Raw genomic sequence first — 19,885 nt, forward strand, 5'->3', positions numbered from 1 at the left:
TCGCCTCTTTTCACTAATTCATTGTTACGTCTAATAGTTCCTGTTCTAGTTGGTCTGTATGCTGCTGCTTTTCTTCTGCTGTCCAGTTTAGGTAGTCGCTCATTTCATCAATAACAAGCTGTTTATATTGTTTCACTAGGTGTATATTAAATAGTAGTGCACCGGTACGACGTATGAAAAAGTCGGACGGAGTACATGCACTTTCCTCGTTTATCGCATAGTACAGCTGACCGTAAACGATCGGCGGTAAGTTCCCTTTTGCCTGTTTAATATAATCGAATACTTTGTCAACATTAGTACCGTAGAATTTTGCTAAATAACGGCTCTTCTCTTCCGTTAACCCAAGGTCCTGACCTTTCTCCGTCCGTTTTTCAACAAACGATTCAAAAAATTTCGAGCCGCTCGTTTCCCCGCCCGAAATAGGAAGATTTTTTGTAATGGATTTGCCGTATACCATCTGATATTCGTCGTTTAATTGTTTTACGACAAGATCGACAATTTTTTCCGCCATTTTACGATAGCCTGTCAGCTTTCCTCCTGCAATCGTTATCAGTCCACTTTCCGATTGCCAAATTTCATCTTTACGTGAAATTTCCGACGGTCCCTTACCTTCTTCGTGGATAAGCGGTCTTACCCCTGCCCATGCCGATTCGATTTTATCTTCTGTCAGCTGCAGTTGAGGGAACATATAATGAATCGCATCCATAATATATTGTCGATCCTCTTTTGTTACTTTTAGGTCTGCAGGATCCCCTTCATAAAATGTATCTGTTGTTCCTACATAAGCTTTGCCATCTCGCGGAATCGCAAAAATCATACGTCCATCTTTTTCGGTATCAAAATAGATCGCCTGCTGCAGCGGGAAATCATCCTCGTCGAAAACGAGATGCACACCTTTTGATAAAATAAGATGTTTATTATTAAGTTCTCCATCTAATTTTCGTACATCATCAACCCATGGACCTGCCGCATTGACGACTTTCTTTGCTCGAATTTCATATTGTTCGCCAGTGAGTTGATCTTCCACTGTCACTTTAGAAAAGGCCACGTTATTTGCTTCAATACCGACAACTTTCAAGTGATTCATTGCGATTGCCCCGTTGGCAACAGCTGCCTTCATTACTTCAATTGTCAGTCGCGCATCGTCTGTACGATATTCGACATAAACGCCGCCACCGAGTAGACCGTCCTTTTTAATAAGTGGTTCACGGGCAATCGTTTCATCTGCAGAAAGCATAAAACGTCGTTCATCCTTTTTGACATTCGCTAAAATGTCGTATACTTTCAATCCAAGCGCTGTCGAAAACGAACCAAATGTCCCTCCTTTATGGAAGGGAAGCAACATCCATACAGGTGTTGTTACATGTGGTCCGTTTTCATAAACAATTGCCCGCTCTCGACCAAGCTCGGCAACCTCTTTTATTTCGAATTGTTTTAAGTATCGCAGGCCGCCGTGCACAAGTTTTGTCGATCGGCTACTCGTTCCTTCCGCAAAGTCCTGCATTTCTGCCAACCCTACTTTCAGCCCTCGTGTTGCTGCATCAAGTGCAATCCCTGCACCTGTAATACCCCCACCAATAACAAATAGATCAAAGGTGTCTTCTATAAATGTTTTTTTCAGTCGCTCTCTTGCATTTGCAGAAAAGTTTCCCATACCGTTTTCCTCCTTACCAAATGAAGCTTTAAATCTATACCCTATTTTCACCTTGTTCATATCCTAAAATTCACAAAAATATGAAAAAACATTTTAAATTAAAGCCTTAGCTCTTTAGGAGACGAAAAAAAACCGAGCCTCAATTTAATTGAGCTCGGTTCATGTTTATACGATTATTCTGCGTCTTTTGAAGTTTCGAACTGGATCCCTGTAATGTGGATGTTCACTTCGCTTGTTTCGATGGCTGTCATATTTAAAATGGCTTGTCGAATCGTTGTTTGCACTTCTTTCGCCACTTTAGGAATGGCATAACCATATTTTACAGTGCAGAATACATCAATGACAATATTGCCTTCTTCAGACATCGCTGACTTGATGCCTTTCGAATGGACTTTTTTACCGAAACGCTCGGCAACACCTGATGCGAAATTTCCGCGTGTTGCTGCGATTCCTTCCACTTCTGTTGCAGCGATACCTGCGATAACTTCAATTACTTCTGGCGCGACTTCAATCTTCCCTAATTCTTCTTTACCAACCGGTGTTGGTTGTACGAATGCTACTTGTTGTTTCTCAGCCATTTGCGATACATCCTCTCTTATGTAAACTAATGGATTTCTAACGCTTGTTACTTTAAATCCTTATGTTCAGTATACTACAATTATAGACTGGATGTAGAATCGTTACGCCACATTTTCTAAATTTGGCACTGGTTATCCATTATTCCATGCATACTGTCCGTCATTCGGATCAACTAATTTAATGTCATACACTTCACAGTAATGTTTTGCTACAAATAATATTTCCTGACGCACTTGCAGCATAATACCGGTATCATTCGTCTCGACAAAGTATCGGATGAGAATACGACAACTTGTCGGCATCAGCTCATCCATCGCCACATGAATGATTTTTTTCGAGATTTTGGGATGTAATGAAATTTGCTCACGTACCGATTCCATAAACTTCACAATACTTCCCTCATTATTTTCATTAGAAATATGCAGGAAATGCTCCACTTTTCTTTCTGTCCGGTTCGACAAATTGTAAATCGGTCGATTGACCAAATACGAGTTTGGTACATAAACAGTCCCTTTATCGGATGTTTGAATGACCGTACTGCGCAAATTAATATCCTGTATCGTCCCGTCGATTTTTTCGTCACTCGACATAACCCAATCCCCGATCTGGAATGGTTTATCCAAGGCAACACTCATCCCGCCGAATATATGTGCGAGCGTGTCACGAATACCAAATGCAAGCGCAACACCAGTTAATCCAATCGCAGTTAAAAACCCGTTTAAATTAAAGTTCCACAGTGACGCAATTGTAAACATGGCAATTACCATAACCGCAACTTTACTCATCCTTAAAAAAAACGGTGTTAAAATATCCTGATCTTTCCCTGTTTCAAACCGGTGCGGATTTTTTAAATAAAAACCGAGTACATCATACAGCGCTTTAAACGCAAAAAATACATACACTGAATCGATATAAATACCGAGTTTCGCATTATCAAATAGCCATACTTCCACTAATAGGGATGCGGCCATCACAATCAGGCTGAAAATAATGGCATTACGTATTGATGGATATACACTTTTAGTAATGTCACCCAAAACCGGATGATTTTTTTTATTGAACAAATCCGCGATTTTGAATAGCAGCGGCCGGATCATGAATCGAATGCCGAGTAAACCAACGACAATTATTGCAGCAGCCGCCAGACCATCTGCTACAGTCGGTGCGGTAACAGACGGAATTAACCATTTTATCGATTCCCACATAACAATCACCTTCTTAAACCTTCTTTACAACTACAAGACAAAATCATACCATGTAAAGAAACGATTTACATCGAAAATCGTTCCACTGATAGTCAATTCGAATGGAGGGTTATTTATGACTGAACTTAACAAACAATTTCTGCTTTTAGAACAACAACTTATGTATTACAAAAAGGAGGACTTTATCAGCCTTTTGAGTGAGGATTTTATAGAATACGGATCATCCGGAGGCATTATGGAGAAACCTTTCCTACTGAATGAATTAACAGATCAAGGTATTGAAGAATGTTTATTTACAGTTACGAATTTCCAGGCAATTCCCATTGCAGAGCAGCTTGTGCAAACCCGATTCGTTACTACAAATCGCACGAATGGCAACAGTCAAAACCGGAGTTCCCTTTGGCGCAATGAAAACGGGACATGGCGGATGTTCTTTCACCAAGGCACACCAATAAAATAAAAAAACCGCCCTTATGTGTAAAGAGCAGCATTTCATTACTTTTTAAATATTTCTTTATATTGATGCGATGTTGTGATAGCGATTGTCAGAGCACCCTTACTGTAATACGATTTAATTATAAACGGAGCCCCGCTCGTATTTTGAAACTTGAAATCGAGCGATCCGTAAGAAACCGTTGCATCCCTGCCTGTCGGGACATAACCGATGTTCAATGAATGGTGATGCCTTTCTGTAATGCGAATTCCTAACTGGTCGACGGCATTAAATAATGTAGAGGACGTTTGGCAAATTCCACCACCAATCCCCATTACAAGCTCCTTATTAATAATTTCAGGTGCCGGTTGATAACCTTTTTCCATCGTTCGCTCTCCAACCATTGTGTTAAAGGAAAAATAATCTCCATCCCCAACTAATATATTATGGATGGCATTTGAGGAAAGCTCGATATTTTCACTTCTTCCGCTTTGTGCCCCATTAAAATAAGTCGTAAACGATGCAACGGTCACATCATCTAAGGAAGGTATGTCTATATCCAGATCAGTTTCCAATATATACAGCGGTAAAAAAATATGATCTCCTTTTGGTGAAGCTGTTAATATTTTGTCGACCAATTCACTTTCTTTTAATACGATACCTGGATTTCCTTCAACAATAACGTCCCCGTTCTCCCCGACTTTATGAAGCACCATTATCTGATCATAGCCGGTCCTTTCTTTAGTCCCTCTGGCTAAATCTCTCGCTATTTTTTTTACGTTAGCTTTGTACAGTTCGCCATCCGTACCGTAACCTAATAATTGTGGTGTGAACGACTTCACGATTTCCATTGTTCTCGGATCGATCAATGTAATGACAGCTGGATAGATAAGCGGATATTCTCCGACAATCGCTTCACTTTCAGGCAACGGTGCGGTAGTTGAAGCTTCAATTTGCTGTTCTTCACCGGTTACGGAATCACCAGAATACGACGCTTTTTCACACCCTGTAAGTAAACAAAGACCGATTAGTACTAAATAAATGAAGTTTTTTTTCATTTTATTTCCCCTATCTATAAAAGCAAAGATCTCATAGCTTATTCAGAAATTCAACTTCTGTTAACAGAAGCAATGCCACTAAACGTCCATGTATATTGAATATGGGATACCGTCACTTTTATAGACAGCGAGAATGGAATCCATCCTTATTGTTTTCTTTGCTTTGCTTCTTTTTCCCATCTTGCCAAGGCTGGATATGGATCAAATGCCCACTCTGTACGACCATTAAATTTATAAATTCCATAATGGAGATGTGGAGGGAATTTTCCAGCTGTTCCTTCTTTTCCGTACCCTGTGCTTCCAACATAGCCGATAATTTGTCCTGCCTCGACAATATCGCCTTCTTTGAGTCCTTTTTGGAAATAAGCGAGGTGTGCATAATAATGATACGAGTTATGGTTATCACGAATACCGACACGCCAGCCACCAAACTGATTCCAGCCCATCACTTCAATTACACCGTATGACGTTGAATAGACCGGTGTGTTGTACGGAGCAAAAATGTCTGTTCCTTCATGAATTCTTCGGCCACCCCATCCGCGATTCGCTCCCCATGTCCCTCTATAGCTGTAATCGGCATAAGTTGCTAGCGGAAATGTATGATTATCTAAATTGATTGTTCCGAATTTCTCATATAATTTTGCAATAACAAGTATTTGATTCACTGATAGTTCATTTTTATAATAGTCCCATAATGCCAACTTAAAATTATCCTCACCATAGCCATACTGTCTTAAATATTTTGCTAATGTAAACAACACATCCCTATCATCGAATCGGTCTGCCACCCCATCTCCATTTCCATCCATACCACTTCCATGAAAATAAGCAATTGAAACCGGGGATGTATCATCGCCCGCCGGATTTAAAATACCGGACCAAAATTCATCCGAAAATTGAATAGCAATGACACTTTCCCGTTTTGGTATATCCTTTCGCACTTCCTGAATATTACGTTCAAACTGATCGACGGCAGCTAAATAATACCAGGGCAATAATATATTTTCATGCTGAATATAGTAGTCCATCCTTTTTTGCATTAGCTGTTCTTTTGTCAAGGTGGTGTCCTCTTCAGAAGAAGCATCGGCAACCGGCATAAATCCTAAGATAAAAATGGCCGACATCATCAATGCAATACGGTATTTCATCATTTCCCCTCCTCTACGATATGTTGTTTCGTATCATTTTGTAATCGGATCATTTGTGAAATTGTGATAAATCGGTAGCCTTGTTTTTTTAGTTCAGGCAAAATTTTCTCCAATGCTTGAACCGTCTGTTCCCGATTGCCTCCTCCATCATGGAACAAAACAACATTTCCATTTCCAAGACCGTTCAATACCGTATTTACTATTTTATTTACACCTGGATCTTTCCAGTCTTCTGTATCCTGATGCCATGACCACATAACAATCTTATAGCCATTTTTGACGGATTCTTTAACGAGTTCATCTGTATAATAACCTTCAACCGGTCGGAATAAATTTGGTTTCACCCCTGTTATGCTGAAAATTGTATCGGATGTTTGATTAACCTCTTCTATAATGGGTGAAACTGATTTTGTAAAAGGATGTGTGTACGTATGATTGGCGATCTCATGTCCACTTTCATGCATCCGCAAAACGAGTTCGGGGCTTTTTTCAGCCAATTGCCCCACGATAAAAAACGTTCCCTTCGCCTCATATTGTTCAAGTAAATCGAGTATTTGACCGGTATATTTCGGATGCGGCCCATCATCAAATGTCAGGGCCACTACCTTTTCATCCGTTTCAATATCCCAAATAATCTGTCCTGTTTCTTCATAATAGTCCCGTCCTTTTGCTTCACCAAGACTATTGAAAACATACATAGCTGCAAATATAAATAAAAGGACTAAAAATAAAATAAAAGCAATTCTTTTCCATTTTTTTCTTTGCATTTAATCACATCCTTAATTGATTTCCTCTGCATTAGTATTTAAAGAAAAGCTAAAAAGATGTATTCAATTTAAAGTGAAAATAAACCATTTGTGTTTTTAAAATAAAAACAGAGCCTGACGCGCCACTTTTATAACTAGATAATCCTTTTTATGTATAATAGGAAGTCATAAATCAAAAAAAGTGCCGCTTCAGTAAGAAGCAGCACTTTTATTAATGTGGTAAATAGATTAACTGTAAAATAAACAGAACGGCAAAAATATATACGAGAGGATGTACTTCACGCCCACGCCCTTTTACAAGCATAATTAACGGATAGCTGATAAAACCGAGTGCAATCCCTGTAGAAATACTTGATGTAAGTGGCATTGATAAAATAACTAAAAATGCCGGGAACGATTCTTCAATTTCATCCCAATTCATATTTTTTACGACACCGATCATTAAACTACCAACGATAATTAATGCAGGAGAAGTAATAGCAGCAACACCTGATAATGAACCGACAAGCGGTCCGAAAAATGAAGCAATGATGAACAGTACGGCAACAGTTAATGCAGTTAAACCTGTACGGCCGCCAACTGCAACACCAGAACCTGATTCCAAATATGCTGTTGATGGGCTTGTCCCGAACATCGCACCAGCAGTTGTTGCAAGTGAATCGGAAACAAGTGCTTTACGTGCACGCGGAAGTTTTCCGTCCTTCAATAATCCTGCCTGCTTTGATACACCGATTAACGTCCCAGTTGTATCAAATAAAGTAACTAAAATGAATGAAAAAATCACACCGTAAAGACCGTATTCAATCACTTCAGAAATCGCAGTTATTGGATTGAATACGATCAATCCTTCCGGTAAATGCGGAAGCGCCACTACTTTATCGATTGTAAGCTGTCCTGTGAACATCGCAATAATTGCAGTCACGATCATCCCGATAAAAATTGCACCGTTCACTTTACGTGCCATTAACGCGACTGTAATGAACAACCCGATAAACGTCAATAATGGGGCCGGCTCTGAAATATTACCAAACTTAACTAAATTCGATTCATCAGCTACGACAATACCGGACATACGCAGCCCGATGAACGCGATAAATAATCCGATCCCCGCAGTAATCGCCAATTTCAGGTTTTCCGGTATGGCTGTAATGAGCTTTTCGCGGAATGGCGTTAAACTAATAATAATAAATATAATACCTGCAACAAATACTGCTGAAAAGGCAGTAGTATACGTAATCTCTCCATTTGAAGCTAATACAACAGTATAAGTAAAATATGCGTTTAATCCCATACCCGGAGCAACGGCAATCGGATAGTTCGCACAAAGCGCCATCCAGCCAGTTCCGATAACTGCTGCGATAATTGTAGCCATAAATACTTGATCGACCGGAACTCCAGCACCTGATAAAATAATCGGGTTAACAATGATGACATAAGCCATTGTTAAAAATGTTGTTAATCCCGCAAATAATTCACGCTTTACTGTTGTCCCATTTTCTTTTAACTGAAACATTTGCAATCCTCTTTTCAAAACACGAACAATTTTTAAGAACTTATATATAATATTCGTTTCTATAGTAAAATGCAATCCATTCTGAGCATTTTTTTAAATAGGGAAAATTGGTTATTTTCAGAAATTTATTTTGTTGTTCTTTTAGCTCTCTCTTTGAGTTTTTTCTTCCTTTAAATAACGAGAAAAATTCCCTTTATCCTTCTGCTGAAATCTGCTCATTTCTTCTATCATACTTTACCCAAATTATGATATTTTACAGCTATAAAATAAGAAAAACGGTTGCTGAGGACGCAACCGTTTCCAATATTTATTATTTTTGCTTTGATAGGAATGCGTCATATCGCTGTATAAACGATGAAATCTGCGCACGAGTTAAAGGTTTGTCACTTCCGTATTCTTCAACATTAGCCTTTACAGTAAGCCCATTCTTAATGAAAAATTGAATCGCTGCTTCTTCGCTTACTGTTTTCCCATAGTAGTAAGAAGCCATCAATTGTGCCAATTTCCCGCGTTTGATACCTTCATTCGCTAAATTTCTTAAGTCTTTTGGTTCTTCCTTTGCCAACACAGGCAGATTATGCTTTTTCGCCAAGTTGTATACTTTACTTTTCCCCCATGATGATGTGCTCTTAATATTAGCCAAGGCATCTTTTTCAGCATAACGGAAGAAAATTGTTAGGAAGTGATATTCTGTTAAAGGACTGTTCGGTTTTAGAAGCGTTTCGAATTTATTTGTTTTTGCATACCATTCATTACTGTAACCTTTTATTAGACCTTTATCGATTGCCCATATCATATCCTCAGCTGCACTACTGAAGTCAGCATATTTTTTAAAATACTCCGAGTAATCCGGATTAGGGTCTACCGGTGTTACAGGAGTTGGTGTCGGTTCAGGTGTCAATGTTGATTCTGTGTAGTCTAGATAACTAGACGCTACATACCCCTCTGACCCGTCACTTCTTTTCACCGGATACCAGACAAAATGGTTTACCGTTGCCATTTCATCGTATACAAATGGACCGGTAATGGTAACTACTTCGCCTTTATTTAAAGTGCCCTTAACATTATCCTTATCACTCGTAGTAGGACTTGTTCTAATTTTTGGAGTAGTCGTAGCACTTACTTTTTGACCTTTTTCAAATGAATACTTTGATTTTGTTAAAGGTAAATCAAAGTTATAGTTCATCTCTAAAAACTTAATATTATCTCTGCTGTTAGTGTCATATTTGAACTCTTTGCTTTTAAAAGGCAAGTCTTGTAAGTCGATTAATTCATATTCCTCAACTAGACCGAAGATTTTTTCCTGATAGGCGTTTGCATTTCTTTCACCAGTTGATTGCTCAATCGGACTATTTACTGGCTTCGTACCATTATATGCCATGATCGCGAAGTACCAAGATTCCAGGTCGTCTCTGTCACCACCATTGATTTTAGGTAAATCCGATCGATCAAACATTTTATCTAGAATTTTTACACCCGATTCAATATTATAGACAAGGTCGCTTTTCAGTTTTTCTTCCTCGTATTCGGACTGATTAGTAATTTGCATCAAACCGATTCCATTATCAGCTGTTACAATCGCTTCGCCGTTGTTATCGAAATGACGCCAATTTCCACTTTCACCTTCCGCTATTGCCTTAACAATTTCAGGCGGGACATTATAATTCAGTGCTGTTTCAGTTAATAAGCAGTTCGTAGTGGCGTAATCCGGGTTTACATTTGATGCCGTATCATAGTCACATGCAGTTGCTATATCTTTCGCGAATACGTTGTTATCATTATTAATAGATAGAGTGATCGCACCAATGGCAATTGCGCCTAACAATGGTTTGAATATTTTTTTCATATGTACTTATTACACTTCCTTTTATATTTTCTAAAATTAAAAGATTCAGATATATGTTAACATATACCAAACTTTTCAGATAGGGGTAACATTCCGGTTACTATAATCCCTGAACAGCTATTTGCCTCTTTGCCTCCTCCCTTAGTCTTTTAATAGCTATCCCACCTACAGACGGTAAAACTGTAAAATAGTTTCAAAAAAATATAAAAAACCCTCTAATTTAAAATTAGAGGGTTAAATCGTGAGTAAAAGCCGATTAAGCCTTTGCTTTCACATCTAAAATATCATTCTCTTCCAGGAACTTCGTGTTGAATTTCGCTGATTTGAATACGTCGTTGTTCATTAAAGCTTGGTGGAATGGAATTGTAGTGTTAATTCCAGGTCCAGCTACTTCAAATTCCGATAACGCGCGGTTCATTTTCGCGATTGCTTCTTCACGAGTGTCAGCATGAACGATCAATTTTGCGACCATTGAATCGTAGTATGGTGGGATCGTATAACCTGCATAAACTGCAGAATCGATACGCACACCATATCCGCCTGGTACTACATACGTATCTACAGTACCTGCTGAAGGCATGAAGTTTTTGTATGCATTTTCGGCGTTAATACGGCATTCAATTGCCCAGCCGTTAATTTTGATGTCTTCTTGCTTGAACGGCAGTTCTTGACCAGAAGCGATTTTTAATTGTTGTTGTACTAAGTCAACACCTGTGATCATTTCTGTTACAGGGTGCTCAACTTGAATACGTGTGTTCATTTCCATGAAGTAGAAGCGATCTTCCTGGTAATCGTAGATGAACTCGATAGTACCAGCACCTTCATAGTTACAAGCTAATGCTGCTTTAACAGCCGCTTCGCCCATTTCTGCACGGCGCTCTTCAGATAGTGCCGGAGATGGCGCTTCTTCTACAAGCTTTTGCATACGGCGTTGAACCGTACAGTCACGTTCGCCAAGGTGTACAACATTACCGTGGCTGTCCGCTAATACTTGGATCTCGCAGTGACGGAAATACTCGATGAATTTCTCTAAATATACACCAGGGTTGCCGAATGCAGCCGCTGCTTCTTTTTGAGTAATTTCGATTCCTTTTACAAGATCTTCTTCTGTGCGTGCAACACGGATCCCTTTACCGCCACCACCAGCAGTTGCTTTAATGATGACTGGGTAACCGATTTTTGCAGCCCATTCTTTACCTGTTTCGATACTTGGCACAATGCCTGTACCAGGAACTAACGGAACGTTTGCCGCTTCCATTGTGTCACGTGCAACGTCTTTAATCCCCATGATTTTAATCGCATCCGAAGAAGGACCGATAAATTTAATACCCGCGTTTTCACAAGCTTCAGCAAATGCTGCGTTTTCCGCCAAGAAACCATAACCTGGGTGGATTCCGTCAGCACCTGTTTTTTGTGCTACCCCTAAAACTGCTGGGAAACTTAAATACGAATCTTTCGATAACTTTGGTCCGATACAATATGCTTCATCCGCAAGCTTTACATGCAATGCATCCGCATCTGCTTCAGAATATACTGCGACCGTTTGAATACCTAGCTCTTTACATGCACGAATAATACGTACTGCAATTTCGCCTCGGTTTGCGATTAATACTTTTTTCATTGGTATATACGCTCCTTATTCAGCTTTTACTAAAAATAATGGTTGACCGTATTCTACTAATTGGCCATCTTGAACTAAGATTTCTACGATTTCACCTTTAATTTCAGCTTCGATTTCGTTGAATAATTTCATTGCTTCTACGATACATACGATTGACTCGTCGCCTACTTTGTCGCCTACTTTTACATATGCTGGTGATTCCGGGTTTGGAGACTGATAGAATGTTCCAACCATTGGAGACGTGATTTTATGTAAATCAGCCGTGTTTTCTACTGGTGTTGCTGGTGCTTCTGCTTTAGGAGCTGGTGCAGGTGCCGCTTCCACTTGTACTGGAGCAGGTGCTGCAACTGCTGCTGCAACCGGTGCTGCTTCTTGTACTTTTTTAGGAGCCGCTACTTCTGTAACACCGTTGTTTTTCTTTAGTTTAACCTTTGCGCCGTCCGCTTCATATACAAACTCGTCGATTGATGAAGCATCTACTAATTTAATAATTTCTCGGATTTCTTGAACTTTGAACATCTTTAACTCTCCCTTTAAAAAAAGTAATAACAATACAAACCCTATTTTATAATTTTTCGGACTATTTTGAAACAAATAATTTTAAATAGCTCAAAAATAGGCATAAAGCAGAACAATCGTATATTAAGACAAAGAAAAATATTTGAAACTGCTATATAACACATTTACTGCTTTACTATAATATGACGTCCTTTTAATTAAAAGGTTCGAATTCTACGCTAACATTTACATAATCCTTAAATTCAGAGCGCACAACGTATAAAATTTCATCTGCCAATTTCTCGGATACTTCATCTGACATAACTCGTACAGCAACTTTATCTCCTTCAATACGGACAAGGGCATCTGAATAGCCGATTGATTTAATAAGCATTTCCAGCATCGCTTCCGATGATTCTAATTTGATCAGTTCATCCATTTCATTGAATGCCTCATTCTTTTCTTCTGCTGTAAATTCATCAGCAGCAATCTTTTGTGTCAGCTGTTCTTTTTGTTGGCTGCGTTTGTTTGCTAACTCTAAACGTACTTCTTGGAATAAGTTGCTTTCTGAGTTCACTGGTTGTGTCAAGTTTTGATTAACCCCTAAAATATCTGTTTCATCAATCGTTTCATCAGAGAAGATCGTTAAAATATTCGGCGTATTGTCTTCAAAAATATAGAATACAGAAATTACCGCAGCTAAACTTACTACTGTTAAGAACCATACTGTTCGCTTTTTCACTTTCACTTGTTTTCCCCCTTAATTTGCATTGGCACTACTTGAATACGATGCGACGGAATTTGCAGAACATGCCCAACTGTTTCCTTTAGCATGGTTTTCACGTCGGTGCTATTCGCTCCTTGTGCCACGATGATGACACCGGATAGCTTTTTCTGTTGTGAGACAGACAAAAATTGCTGTTCACTTTGTTGATCATAGTGAAAATAAACCTGAACTTGTCCGACTGACTGAATTTCACTTAATAATTTTGCAAGCTGTTCCTCATTCGACTTATAACTTTCTCCTTTCTCTGATGGTGATAGAAACATGAATAAAAAGATAATGAATACTACGGCAATGACAATTAATAAGATAGGACGATTCGCTTGTTTCTTTTCCACATTATTAAGCGTATACGCCCCCTTCTCTACTAGATTTCAACATAATGTATGAACGAAACAAACCGGTTATGCAAAGAATGAAAGAATTGTGCTTGCCACGAATAAATACAGTGCGAGCTTTACATATACTTGCCATTGCCGCTCATCGGCAAAGATGAGAAGACTGCTGCCCAGTAAAATAAAAAGAAATAATTGGATCACGTTTTTCCCCCCATGGACATCTGCATAAAGAAAATAAATAACAGTACGATAAACATAATTGCGAAGCCAAGCAAAAATGCAACTGCACATAATACAAACATCGTCTTTCCAACATCATCAAACAGACCGCTCATACGCATATTTGTAAACGGTTCAATAATGGCACCAATAATTTTAAACAGCAGTGCATGCAGCAAAAGCACCGTCGCCGGATAAAAAGCCGCACCCCAAATAATTGTTAAAAAGGACAGTCCGACAAAGGTTGATACGGTTGACTGGGTTTTTTGGAAAAAAGACAGTCCTTCAACAATCAAACTGCCGATTAGCGGAATATTTTGCTCAATTAATTTTTTGATAGGAGATTTTAATGCATCATTCAGCTGAATAAAGGCGATACCGGAAAGCGTCAAAATTGAAGTCAATGCTACGACCGACGCAATCATGACGCTTAATATGGAGGAACGTATTAAATCTGCAGCTTTTGAAAAGGAAATGGCCGGATATATTTTTGTGCATACATCAAATACTAGTGCGAGGACAAGAGCAGGTATTGTTACTTTTGTACTGACAAATAAAATAACTTGGACAAATAGGATGATAATCGGGTTCCACGCAATCGCCGTAAACACGGTTTGAATCGTCAACAGCATAAATGACATGATCGGCAAAATAGCCATAAAGAAATTTTGAAGTATGGCAATGAGCTCATACAACACAACAAAGGCATCAACGACATTTTGCGCAAATACTACGATAAACAAAATAATAAATAACTGTTCAATCAACACGGTTTCATTCGGTACTAAAGCAAGTAGCAGTAAATACATCAAAATATAAATCGCTACAAGCAGCAAGGAAAACAATAAAGATTGAATAGGTTCTGTAAAAATCGAATAAATTGTCTGCATTACTGTAGCCTTTCTAATAATTGGATTAATAGCTGAAATTTCGGTTGTAGCAGATTGATCCAATATAACACTGCGGTCATGCGAATGGACAACGTAACTAATGTCGCAAAAGCTTCATATTCAAATTGATCTAATAGCTGACAGATTAATTCATTCAGCAAAAAGAGTAATGCCGTGAAAAGCAGTCCCTTACTGTATGGAACATTATTGAAAATAACTGCGAGTCGCTGCCAAAGCGGGATGAGTTGCTCTCGGACAACAAATTGGAAAAAAATAAAGAAAGCGATGACGACAATGATTGAATGCAGCTTGTCCATCGTCTGTTTCAAAATTAAAAACAGAACTAAATAAATGACACTTGCAAATAGCGCAATCATTTAGCTAGACTGCCGTCAACCATTGAAAAAATACGACAATTTCTTGAAAGAACAAGCGCAAAAATCGAATTAATTCCATCGTCATATATAGGTACGCAATGAAAAACAAGAAAAACGAAAACTCTTTTTTTCCTAAATGCTCGAAGAATAAATGAAGAAGTGCAATAATCAACCCAATCCCTGCAACACGAAGCACATCTTGTAATTCCAATAAAGCCCTCCTTCCTTAACGAAACTATATGCAATATCCAAACAAATAAGCACAAAAAAACACTAACGAGAAAGTTTTTATCCTTTGTCATCAGTGTAAAATTTTTTACGGTAAGAGAGTTTCGATAATCTCTTTAACGGATGCTTCTTTAGCCAAATAACTATTTTCTCCCATCCAAAGAGACATATATTCACGGTTATTTTGGTGGGCACTTTCTTTTCGGATCGGCTGTGTCAAATAATGCTGGACCGGATACGGAGCAGTAGTCGCTTCTTTTAATTGCTCGGTAAATTTATTTCTCAAACCGCGCGCATATTTGCCGGTAAATGCTTTTGTCAATGTCGTCGCTTGTTCTCCGGAATTTAAAATTGCCTCTTTATGTAGTTTTGGAGCCTCACATTCAGTTGCAGTCAATAACGCCGTACCGATTTGCACATATGATGCCCCTAATTCAATCGTGTCACTAACTTGTCTCTTTGTCATAATTCCACCTGCTGCGATGACAGGGAGAGAGACATTTTCTTTTGCAGCTTTCAGCAGATCAGCCGTTGAATGAAGTGCCATTGGTTCTATGAATGACCCCCGGTGTCCGCCGGCTTCTTTTCCTTGGACAACGACTGCATCCAGTCCAGCCTGTTCAACTGCATTCGCTTCTTCCACTGAAGTTGCTGTGCCGATCAAGTATACGCCCTTTTGTTTAAGTGTTGATACAGTTCCGCCATCGGGTAAACCAAATGTGAAGGAGACGATCATTACATCTTCTTTAAGAATTGCCTGTACTTGGTCTTGAAAAACGTCGGTTGTTGGAATAGCTGCCGGAATATCGATGTTCAACTCCTCATAGATGGGCTGTAATGCCTCTCGTGCATATTGTAGTAATTCGAGATCTGTTTTCGGCTGTTCCGGTACAAACAGATTCACACTAAAAGGTTTTGCAGTTAATGCTTTTACTCCCTGTATAAATTGCTTCGTTTCTGCGCCGTTCAAATACCCTGCGCCAATTGAACCTAATACACCTGCCTCACAGCATGCCGCTACAAATTCAGGGGTTGTAATGCCTGCCATTGGTGCCTGTACAATCGGTTTATCAATCGGTAATTTTGCCATCAAAAACAATCCACTCCTTTCTTTGATTATACCTACCCTTCCATTAGCAAGCTATAATTTGGGATATTTTTCATTGCTTTTCTAAAGCAGCACAACAAAAAAGACAGAAATATTGTATTCCTACAATACCCCTGCCTTTATCACTTTTGTTTTAGTGCAATTATGCGCGTGAAACGTAAGTACCTTCAGTTGTGTTGATGATTAATTTGTCGCCTTGGTTAACGAAGAATGGTACGTTTACCATTAATCCAGTTTCCATTTTAGCTGGTTTTGAACCGCCTGAAGCTGTATCGCCTTTAATACCAGGCTCTGTTTCAGCAACTTCTAAAGTTACTGTATTTGGTAATTCAAGACCTAACATTTCACCTGAATATGTTTGGATATGAACTTCCATGTTCTCTAATAAGTAGTAAAGTTCGTCTTCGATTTGAGCAGCAGCTAATGTTGTTTGGTCATATGACTCTAAGTCCATGAATACGTGCTCATCACCTTGTGCATATAAATATTGCATTTTGCGGTTTTCGATCATTGCTTTTTCTACTTTTTCACCAGCACGGAAAGTTTTTTCTGTTACGTTGCCGTTACGTAGGTTACGTAATTTAGAACGTACAAATGCAGCACCTTTACCTGGTTTTACGTGTTGGAATTCTAGTACGCGGAATAAGTTACCGTCAACGATAATTGTTAAACCTGTACGGAAATCGTTTACTGAGATCATGAATTATTTCCTCCAAATTATAAAATGATTAATTCTTTAGTCGAATGTGTTAGTACTTCATTACCCGTATTTGTGATTAAAATATCGTCCTCAATTCGAACGCCACCAATTCCAGGAATGTATACTCCCGGTTCAATTGTTACAACCATATTAGGCTCCAGCACTGTATTGGAACGGAATGATAACCCAGGTCCTTCATGCACTTCAAGGCCGATACCGTGACCAGTCGAGTGACCGAACGCTTCACCTAAGCCTTTTGATTTTAAATAATCTCGTGCTACAGCGTCCGCTTCGATCCCCGTCATACCCGGACCAACTTTTTCAAGCGCAAGAAGCTGAGACTCGAGCACAGCATTGTACATTTCTACCAACTTATCTGATGGTTGGCCAACAGCGATTGTACGTGTAATGTCCGAAATGTATCCATTATAGTAAGCACCAAAATCAAGTGTTACAAAATCGCCCGTTTCAATAATTTTGTTTGTTGCAACACCGTGCGGCAATGCAGAACGTAATCCGCTTGCAACAATAATATCAAACGAAGAACTTGTAGCACCTTGTTTACGCATGAAAAATTCTAATTCATTCGATACGTCAAGCTCTGTAATGCCAGGCTTGATGAAATTTAAAATATGTGTAAATGCATTGTCTGCAATTTCACATGCAACCTTAATAATATTAATCTCTTCTTCAGTCTTAATCAAGCGAATTTTTTCAATTAAACCTGAAACTGGCACGAAATCAACATTCACTGCCGAATTGTATACTTCATATGTACCATACTGCATGGCATCTTTTTCGAATGCCAATGATTTTACACCCATTGCCGTCACTTGTTTTGCCACTTCTTCATGGATCGGTCCGCTATGCTGAACTACACGGAATTCCTTTACTTGCTCTGATGCTTGTTCTGTATAGCGGAAATCTGTGATAAATACAGCATCTTGCTGTGAAACGACTGCTACACCAGACGTACCAGTGAAGCCTGTCATATAACGGCGGTTGTATTCATTCGTAATGAGTATTGCTTCGACATTGTTCTCGATTAGTGCTTGACGTAGTTTAGTAAGTTTCATCTGTTTTCATTCCCCTTTTGTTTGTTGTAAAAATTTGCAGCTGGCAATTAAATTGCCGGATCTGCAAATTTGTCCTGCCTTCATTCACAGAAACTTTGGCGTCACGCGATGCAATACTCCTATGTCTTTAAGCCCCTGAAAATACACTTTAAAAGGGACCTGAATACAAGCAGCTTCATTGTGAACGCTTCTTTTTTATACTGTCCCTATTTTATCACAGACTTTTCAGACATCAATACTTTCGACTAACGAAATAATGTGATTGTACGGTATCTGGCCGTTTCTACGATTAATCGCATCGAAGTCACAACTACAATGAAAAATGGAATCGAGAATTTTTTGAAGGATGACCATTGAATAGGTAGATTTAAGATTTGCCACTCCAGTATTGCTGCAATGACAATTCCTAAAATAAGTGAAAGTAAAAAAGGTGGTACCATAACGAGCAGCTGTGTTACAACCAACAATATAAAAGCAACAATGGCTATAATTAAAAATAAAATGACCCAACGCTCGAAAGCCGTCCATTCGAACCATTCCAATTTTTTTAAAAATGAAACCGGATGCCATTTAATAAAATCAAATAAGTGCAAGCCTTTTAAGCTTACTGTCACAATAAATGATGTAAATAATGCCGTGACAAACAAATGCATGACAAAAACTCCTTTTTTTGACTCAGTATGACCGAATGTAAAAAAACTATTCGAATGGATAGTGCTTTTCTCCAAAATTTAGTACAATATGAGGGTATAACAAAGAAAAGAGATGGATAGATTCCATTCTCCCGTCTAAAAATAGATTGAAATTTTATAAGAGAGTGGTGTCGAGCAAGTGAGTAATAATGCGCCAGTATATGGTGGGCAAGCGCTTTTAGAAGGTGTTATGTTCACTGGTCAAGATCATATGGTAACGGCAATCCGTCGAAATGACGATTCCATCGATTATTTCCATGTAAAAAAAGAGAAAAAGCCTATTTTTCAAAAGCTGAAGAAAATTCCGTTCGTACGCGGGGTTGTCGCATTAATCGAATCGGCAGGATTTGGGTCGCGCCATTTGCAATTTGCTTCTGACCGCTATGATGTTACACCAGGCGAAGAAGAGGAAAACAGTGGTGAAGAGCCATCGAAGTTAATGATGATTTTAGGAGTAGCCGTTATTGGTGTGCTCTCATTTTTATTCGGTAAATTTGTCTTCACATTAGTGCCGATGTTTTTGGCAGAATTTTTAAAACCTTGGTTCCCAGGCAAAATGGTTCAAATTTTTATCGAAACCGGCTTTAAATTAGTTTTGCTTCTTGCCTATTTGCAAATCATTTCGATGACGCCGTTGATTAAACGTGTTTTCCAGTACCATGGTGCCGAGCATAAAGTAATTAACTGCTATGAAGCAGGTCTTGACTTAACGGTCGAAAACGTTCAAAAACAATCACGACTTCATTATCGTTGCGGTTCAAGCTTTATTTTATTTACCGTAATTGTAGGTATGTTTACATATTTCTTCGTACCTGTTGATCCGCTTTGGGTTCGTCTTGTAAGCCGTATTTTACTAATCCCGGTTGTCATCGGTATTTCTTTTGAAGTATTACAGGCGACAAATGCCGTTCGTGAAATTCCGGTTTTACGTTACTTGGGCTATCCTGGATTATGGCTGCAACTGTTAACAACAAAAGAGCCGAAAGACGAAATGGTGGAAGTAGCAATCGCTTCTTTCAACAAGCTGCATGAAGTCGAGAAAAATCCGTCTGTTGCCCAAACATTAGTACATGATTAATTGAAAACTCGGGGAGTTATGTAAAAGGAAATTCACTTTTGCGATAACTCCCCTTTTTTAATGGCTTTAATAT

The 19,885-nt window shown here is 38.8% G+C and carries 22 protein-coding genes; 2 read left to right on the forward strand and 20 right to left on the reverse strand.

Going from position 1 to position 19,885, the window contains the following annotated elements:
* Positions 1–13: 13 nt before the first annotated feature.
* The 3 genes from AC6CH1_RS09730 to AC6CH1_RS09740 form a co-directional block, all read right to left on the reverse strand.
* Positions 14–1,654, reverse strand: coding sequence for a glycerol-3-phosphate dehydrogenase/oxidase (locus AC6CH1_RS09730; protein ID WP_498317322.1), 1,641 nt, complete (start codon positions 1,652–1,654; stop codon positions 14–16).
* Positions 1,655–1,827: 173 nt separating this feature from the next.
* Positions 1,828–2,232, reverse strand: a complete 405-nt coding sequence (locus AC6CH1_RS09735; RefSeq protein WP_008404246.1) for an Asp23/Gls24 family envelope stress response protein — start codon at positions 2,230–2,232, stop codon at positions 1,828–1,830.
* 132 nt (positions 2,233–2,364) lie between these two features.
* The gene (locus AC6CH1_RS09740) at positions 2,365–3,438 is read right to left on the reverse strand and encodes a mechanosensitive ion channel family protein (protein ID WP_251687044.1); all 1,074 of its coding nucleotides are present in this window, start codon (positions 3,436–3,438) and stop codon (positions 2,365–2,367) included.
* A 115-nt stretch (positions 3,439–3,553) separates the two neighbouring features.
* Here AC6CH1_RS09740 and AC6CH1_RS09745 point away from each other — a divergent pair, with 115 nt between their 5' ends.
* Positions 3,554–3,898 (forward strand): nuclear transport factor 2 family protein, encoded by a 345-nt coding sequence (locus AC6CH1_RS09745; protein ID WP_251687042.1) that lies wholly within the window; start codon positions 3,554–3,556, stop codon positions 3,896–3,898.
* 35 nt (positions 3,899–3,933) lie between these two features.
* Here AC6CH1_RS09745 and AC6CH1_RS09750 read toward each other — a convergent pair whose 3' ends face one another.
* The 17 genes from AC6CH1_RS09750 to AC6CH1_RS09830 form a co-directional block, all read right to left on the reverse strand.
* On the reverse strand, positions 3,934–4,929 hold the full coding sequence (locus tag AC6CH1_RS09750; protein WP_498317324.1) for a VanW family protein: 996 nt from the start codon (positions 4,927–4,929) through the stop codon (positions 3,934–3,936).
* Positions 4,930–5,075: 146 nt separating this feature from the next.
* Positions 5,076–6,077: a M23 family metallopeptidase gene (locus tag AC6CH1_RS09755; protein ID WP_498317326.1), complete on the reverse strand. Its 1,002-nt coding sequence runs from the start codon at positions 6,075–6,077 to the stop codon at positions 5,076–5,078.
* Entirely contained in the window at positions 6,077–6,844 is a 768-nt protein-coding gene (locus AC6CH1_RS09760; RefSeq protein WP_251687036.1) for a polysaccharide deacetylase family protein, read from the reverse strand. The genes AC6CH1_RS09755 and AC6CH1_RS09760 overlap by 1 nt, the downstream gene beginning before the upstream one ends.
* A gap of 211 nt (positions 6,845–7,055) precedes the next feature.
* Positions 7,056–8,357: an NCS2 family permease gene (locus tag AC6CH1_RS09765; protein WP_079527624.1), complete on the reverse strand. Its 1,302-nt coding sequence runs from the start codon at positions 8,355–8,357 to the stop codon at positions 7,056–7,058.
* Positions 8,358–8,667: 310 nt separating this feature from the next.
* On the reverse strand, positions 8,668–10,203 hold the full coding sequence (locus AC6CH1_RS09770) for an SH3 domain-containing protein (protein ID WP_498317328.1): 1,536 nt from the start codon (positions 10,201–10,203) through the stop codon (positions 8,668–8,670).
* Between the two features lie 256 nt (positions 10,204–10,459).
* Positions 10,460–11,824 (reverse strand): acetyl-CoA carboxylase biotin carboxylase subunit, encoded by a 1,365-nt coding sequence (gene accC / locus AC6CH1_RS09775; protein WP_251687032.1) that lies wholly within the window; start codon positions 11,822–11,824, stop codon positions 10,460–10,462.
* Positions 11,825–11,839: 15 nt separating this feature from the next.
* Positions 11,840–12,343, reverse strand: a complete 504-nt coding sequence (accB, locus tag AC6CH1_RS09780) for an acetyl-CoA carboxylase biotin carboxyl carrier protein (RefSeq protein WP_251687030.1) — start codon at positions 12,341–12,343, stop codon at positions 11,840–11,842.
* A 193-nt stretch (positions 12,344–12,536) separates the two neighbouring features.
* Entirely contained in the window at positions 12,537–13,070 is a 534-nt protein-coding gene (locus tag AC6CH1_RS09785; protein WP_251687028.1) for a SpoIIIAH-like family protein, read from the reverse strand.
* Positions 13,067–13,444 carry a SpoIIIAG-related protein gene (locus AC6CH1_RS09790; protein ID WP_251687026.1) on the reverse strand — a complete coding sequence of 126 codons (378 nt, stop codon included), beginning with the start codon at positions 13,442–13,444 and terminating at the stop codon, positions 13,067–13,069. Before AC6CH1_RS09790 ends, AC6CH1_RS09785 begins: the two co-directional genes overlap by 4 nt.
* 66 nt (positions 13,445–13,510) lie before the next feature.
* On the reverse strand, positions 13,511–13,645 hold the full coding sequence (locus tag AC6CH1_RS09795) for a hypothetical protein (protein WP_285848697.1): 135 nt from the start codon (positions 13,643–13,645) through the stop codon (positions 13,511–13,513).
* Positions 13,642–14,553 (reverse strand): stage III sporulation protein AE, encoded by a 912-nt coding sequence (locus AC6CH1_RS09800; RefSeq protein WP_251687024.1) that lies wholly within the window; start codon positions 14,551–14,553, stop codon positions 13,642–13,644. The genes AC6CH1_RS09795 and AC6CH1_RS09800 overlap by 4 nt, the downstream gene beginning before the upstream one ends.
* A complete protein-coding gene (locus AC6CH1_RS09805) occupies positions 14,553–14,930 on the reverse strand; it encodes a pyruvate formate-lyase (protein ID WP_251687022.1) in 378 nt (125 codons plus the stop codon). The genes AC6CH1_RS09800 and AC6CH1_RS09805 overlap by 1 nt, the downstream gene beginning before the upstream one ends.
* Before the next feature lie 4 nt (positions 14,931–14,934).
* Positions 14,935–15,141 (reverse strand): stage III sporulation protein AC, encoded by a 207-nt coding sequence (locus AC6CH1_RS09810; RefSeq protein WP_251687019.1) that lies wholly within the window; start codon positions 15,139–15,141, stop codon positions 14,935–14,937.
* Between the two features lie 105 nt (positions 15,142–15,246).
* Complete coding sequence (locus AC6CH1_RS09815; protein WP_498317770.1) at positions 15,247–16,248, reverse strand: NAD(P)H-dependent flavin oxidoreductase; 1,002 nt, start codon at positions 16,246–16,248, stop codon at positions 15,247–15,249.
* A 160-nt stretch (positions 16,249–16,408) separates the two neighbouring features.
* The gene (efp, locus tag AC6CH1_RS09820) at positions 16,409–16,966 is read right to left on the reverse strand and encodes an elongation factor P (RefSeq protein ID WP_008404273.1); all 558 of its coding nucleotides are present in this window, start codon (positions 16,964–16,966) and stop codon (positions 16,409–16,411) included.
* 17 nt (positions 16,967–16,983) lie between these two features.
* Positions 16,984–18,042 (reverse strand): M24 family metallopeptidase, encoded by a 1,059-nt coding sequence (locus tag AC6CH1_RS09825; RefSeq protein ID WP_427709120.1) that lies wholly within the window; start codon positions 18,040–18,042, stop codon positions 16,984–16,986.
* A gap of 245 nt (positions 18,043–18,287) precedes the next feature.
* Entirely contained in the window at positions 18,288–18,695 is a 408-nt protein-coding gene (locus AC6CH1_RS09830) for a DNA helicase (protein ID WP_498317333.1), read from the reverse strand.
* Positions 18,696–18,924: 229 nt separating this feature from the next.
* Here AC6CH1_RS09830 and AC6CH1_RS09835 point away from each other — a divergent pair, with 229 nt between their 5' ends.
* A complete protein-coding gene (locus AC6CH1_RS09835) occupies positions 18,925–19,812 on the forward strand; it encodes a DUF1385 domain-containing protein (RefSeq protein WP_427711568.1) in 888 nt (295 codons plus the stop codon).
* The last annotated feature ends 73 nt before the right edge of the window (positions 19,813–19,885 follow it).

Source organism: Solibacillus sp. GQ1 (assembly GCF_059758555.1).

Coding starts and splice junctions, on each gene's coding strand:
- AC6CH1_RS09770 (WP_498317328.1), bottom strand. CDS start 10,203: ATGAAAAAAATATTCAAACCATTGTTAGGCGCAATTGCCATTGGTGCG.
- AC6CH1_RS09825 (WP_427709120.1), bottom strand. CDS start 18,042: ATGAAACTTACTAAACTACGTCAAGCACTAATCGAGAACAATGTCGAA.
- AC6CH1_RS09765 (WP_079527624.1), bottom strand. CDS start 8,357: ATGTTTCAGTTAAAAGAAAATGGGACAACAGTAAAGCGTGAATTATTT.
- AC6CH1_RS09815 (WP_498317770.1), bottom strand. CDS start 16,248: ATGGCAAAATTACCGATTGATAAACCGATTGTACAGGCACCAATGGCA.
- efp (WP_008404273.1), bottom strand. CDS start 16,966: ATGATCTCAGTAAACGATTTCCGTACAGGTTTAACAATTATCGTTGAC.
- AC6CH1_RS09730 (WP_498317322.1), bottom strand. CDS start 1,654: ATGGGAAACTTTTCTGCAAATGCAAGAGAGCGACTGAAAAAAACATTT.
- AC6CH1_RS09835 (WP_427711568.1), top strand. CDS start 18,925: ATGTTCACTGGTCAAGATCATATGGTAACGGCAATCCGTCGAAATGAC.
- AC6CH1_RS09750 (WP_498317324.1), bottom strand. CDS start 4,929: ATGAAAAAAAACTTCATTTATTTAGTACTAATCGGTCTTTGTTTACTT.
- AC6CH1_RS09740 (WP_251687044.1), bottom strand. CDS start 3,438: ATGTGGGAATCGATAAAATGGTTAATTCCGTCTGTTACCGCACCGACT.
- AC6CH1_RS09735 (WP_008404246.1), bottom strand. CDS start 2,232: ATGGCTGAGAAACAACAAGTAGCATTCGTACAACCAACACCGGTTGGT.
- AC6CH1_RS09800 (WP_251687024.1), bottom strand. CDS start 14,553: ATGCAGACAATTTATTCGATTTTTACAGAACCTATTCAATCTTTATTG.
- AC6CH1_RS09830 (WP_498317333.1), bottom strand. CDS start 18,695: ATGCATTTGTTTGTCACGGCATTATTTACATCATTTATTGTGACAGTA.
- AC6CH1_RS09745 (WP_251687042.1), top strand. CDS start 3,554: ATGACTGAACTTAACAAACAATTTCTGCTTTTAGAACAACAACTTATG.
- AC6CH1_RS09760 (WP_251687036.1), bottom strand. CDS start 6,844: ATGCAAAGAAAAAAATGGAAAAGAATTGCTTTTATTTTATTTTTAGTC.
- accB (WP_251687030.1), bottom strand. CDS start 12,343: ATGTTCAAAGTTCAAGAAATCCGAGAAATTATTAAATTAGTAGATGCT.
- AC6CH1_RS09755 (WP_498317326.1), bottom strand. CDS start 6,077: ATGAAATACCGTATTGCATTGATGATGTCGGCCATTTTTATCTTAGGA.
- AC6CH1_RS09805 (WP_251687022.1), bottom strand. CDS start 14,930: ATGATTGCGCTATTTGCAAGTGTCATTTATTTAGTTCTGTTTTTAATT.
- accC (WP_251687032.1), bottom strand. CDS start 11,824: ATGAAAAAAGTATTAATCGCAAACCGAGGCGAAATTGCAGTACGTATT.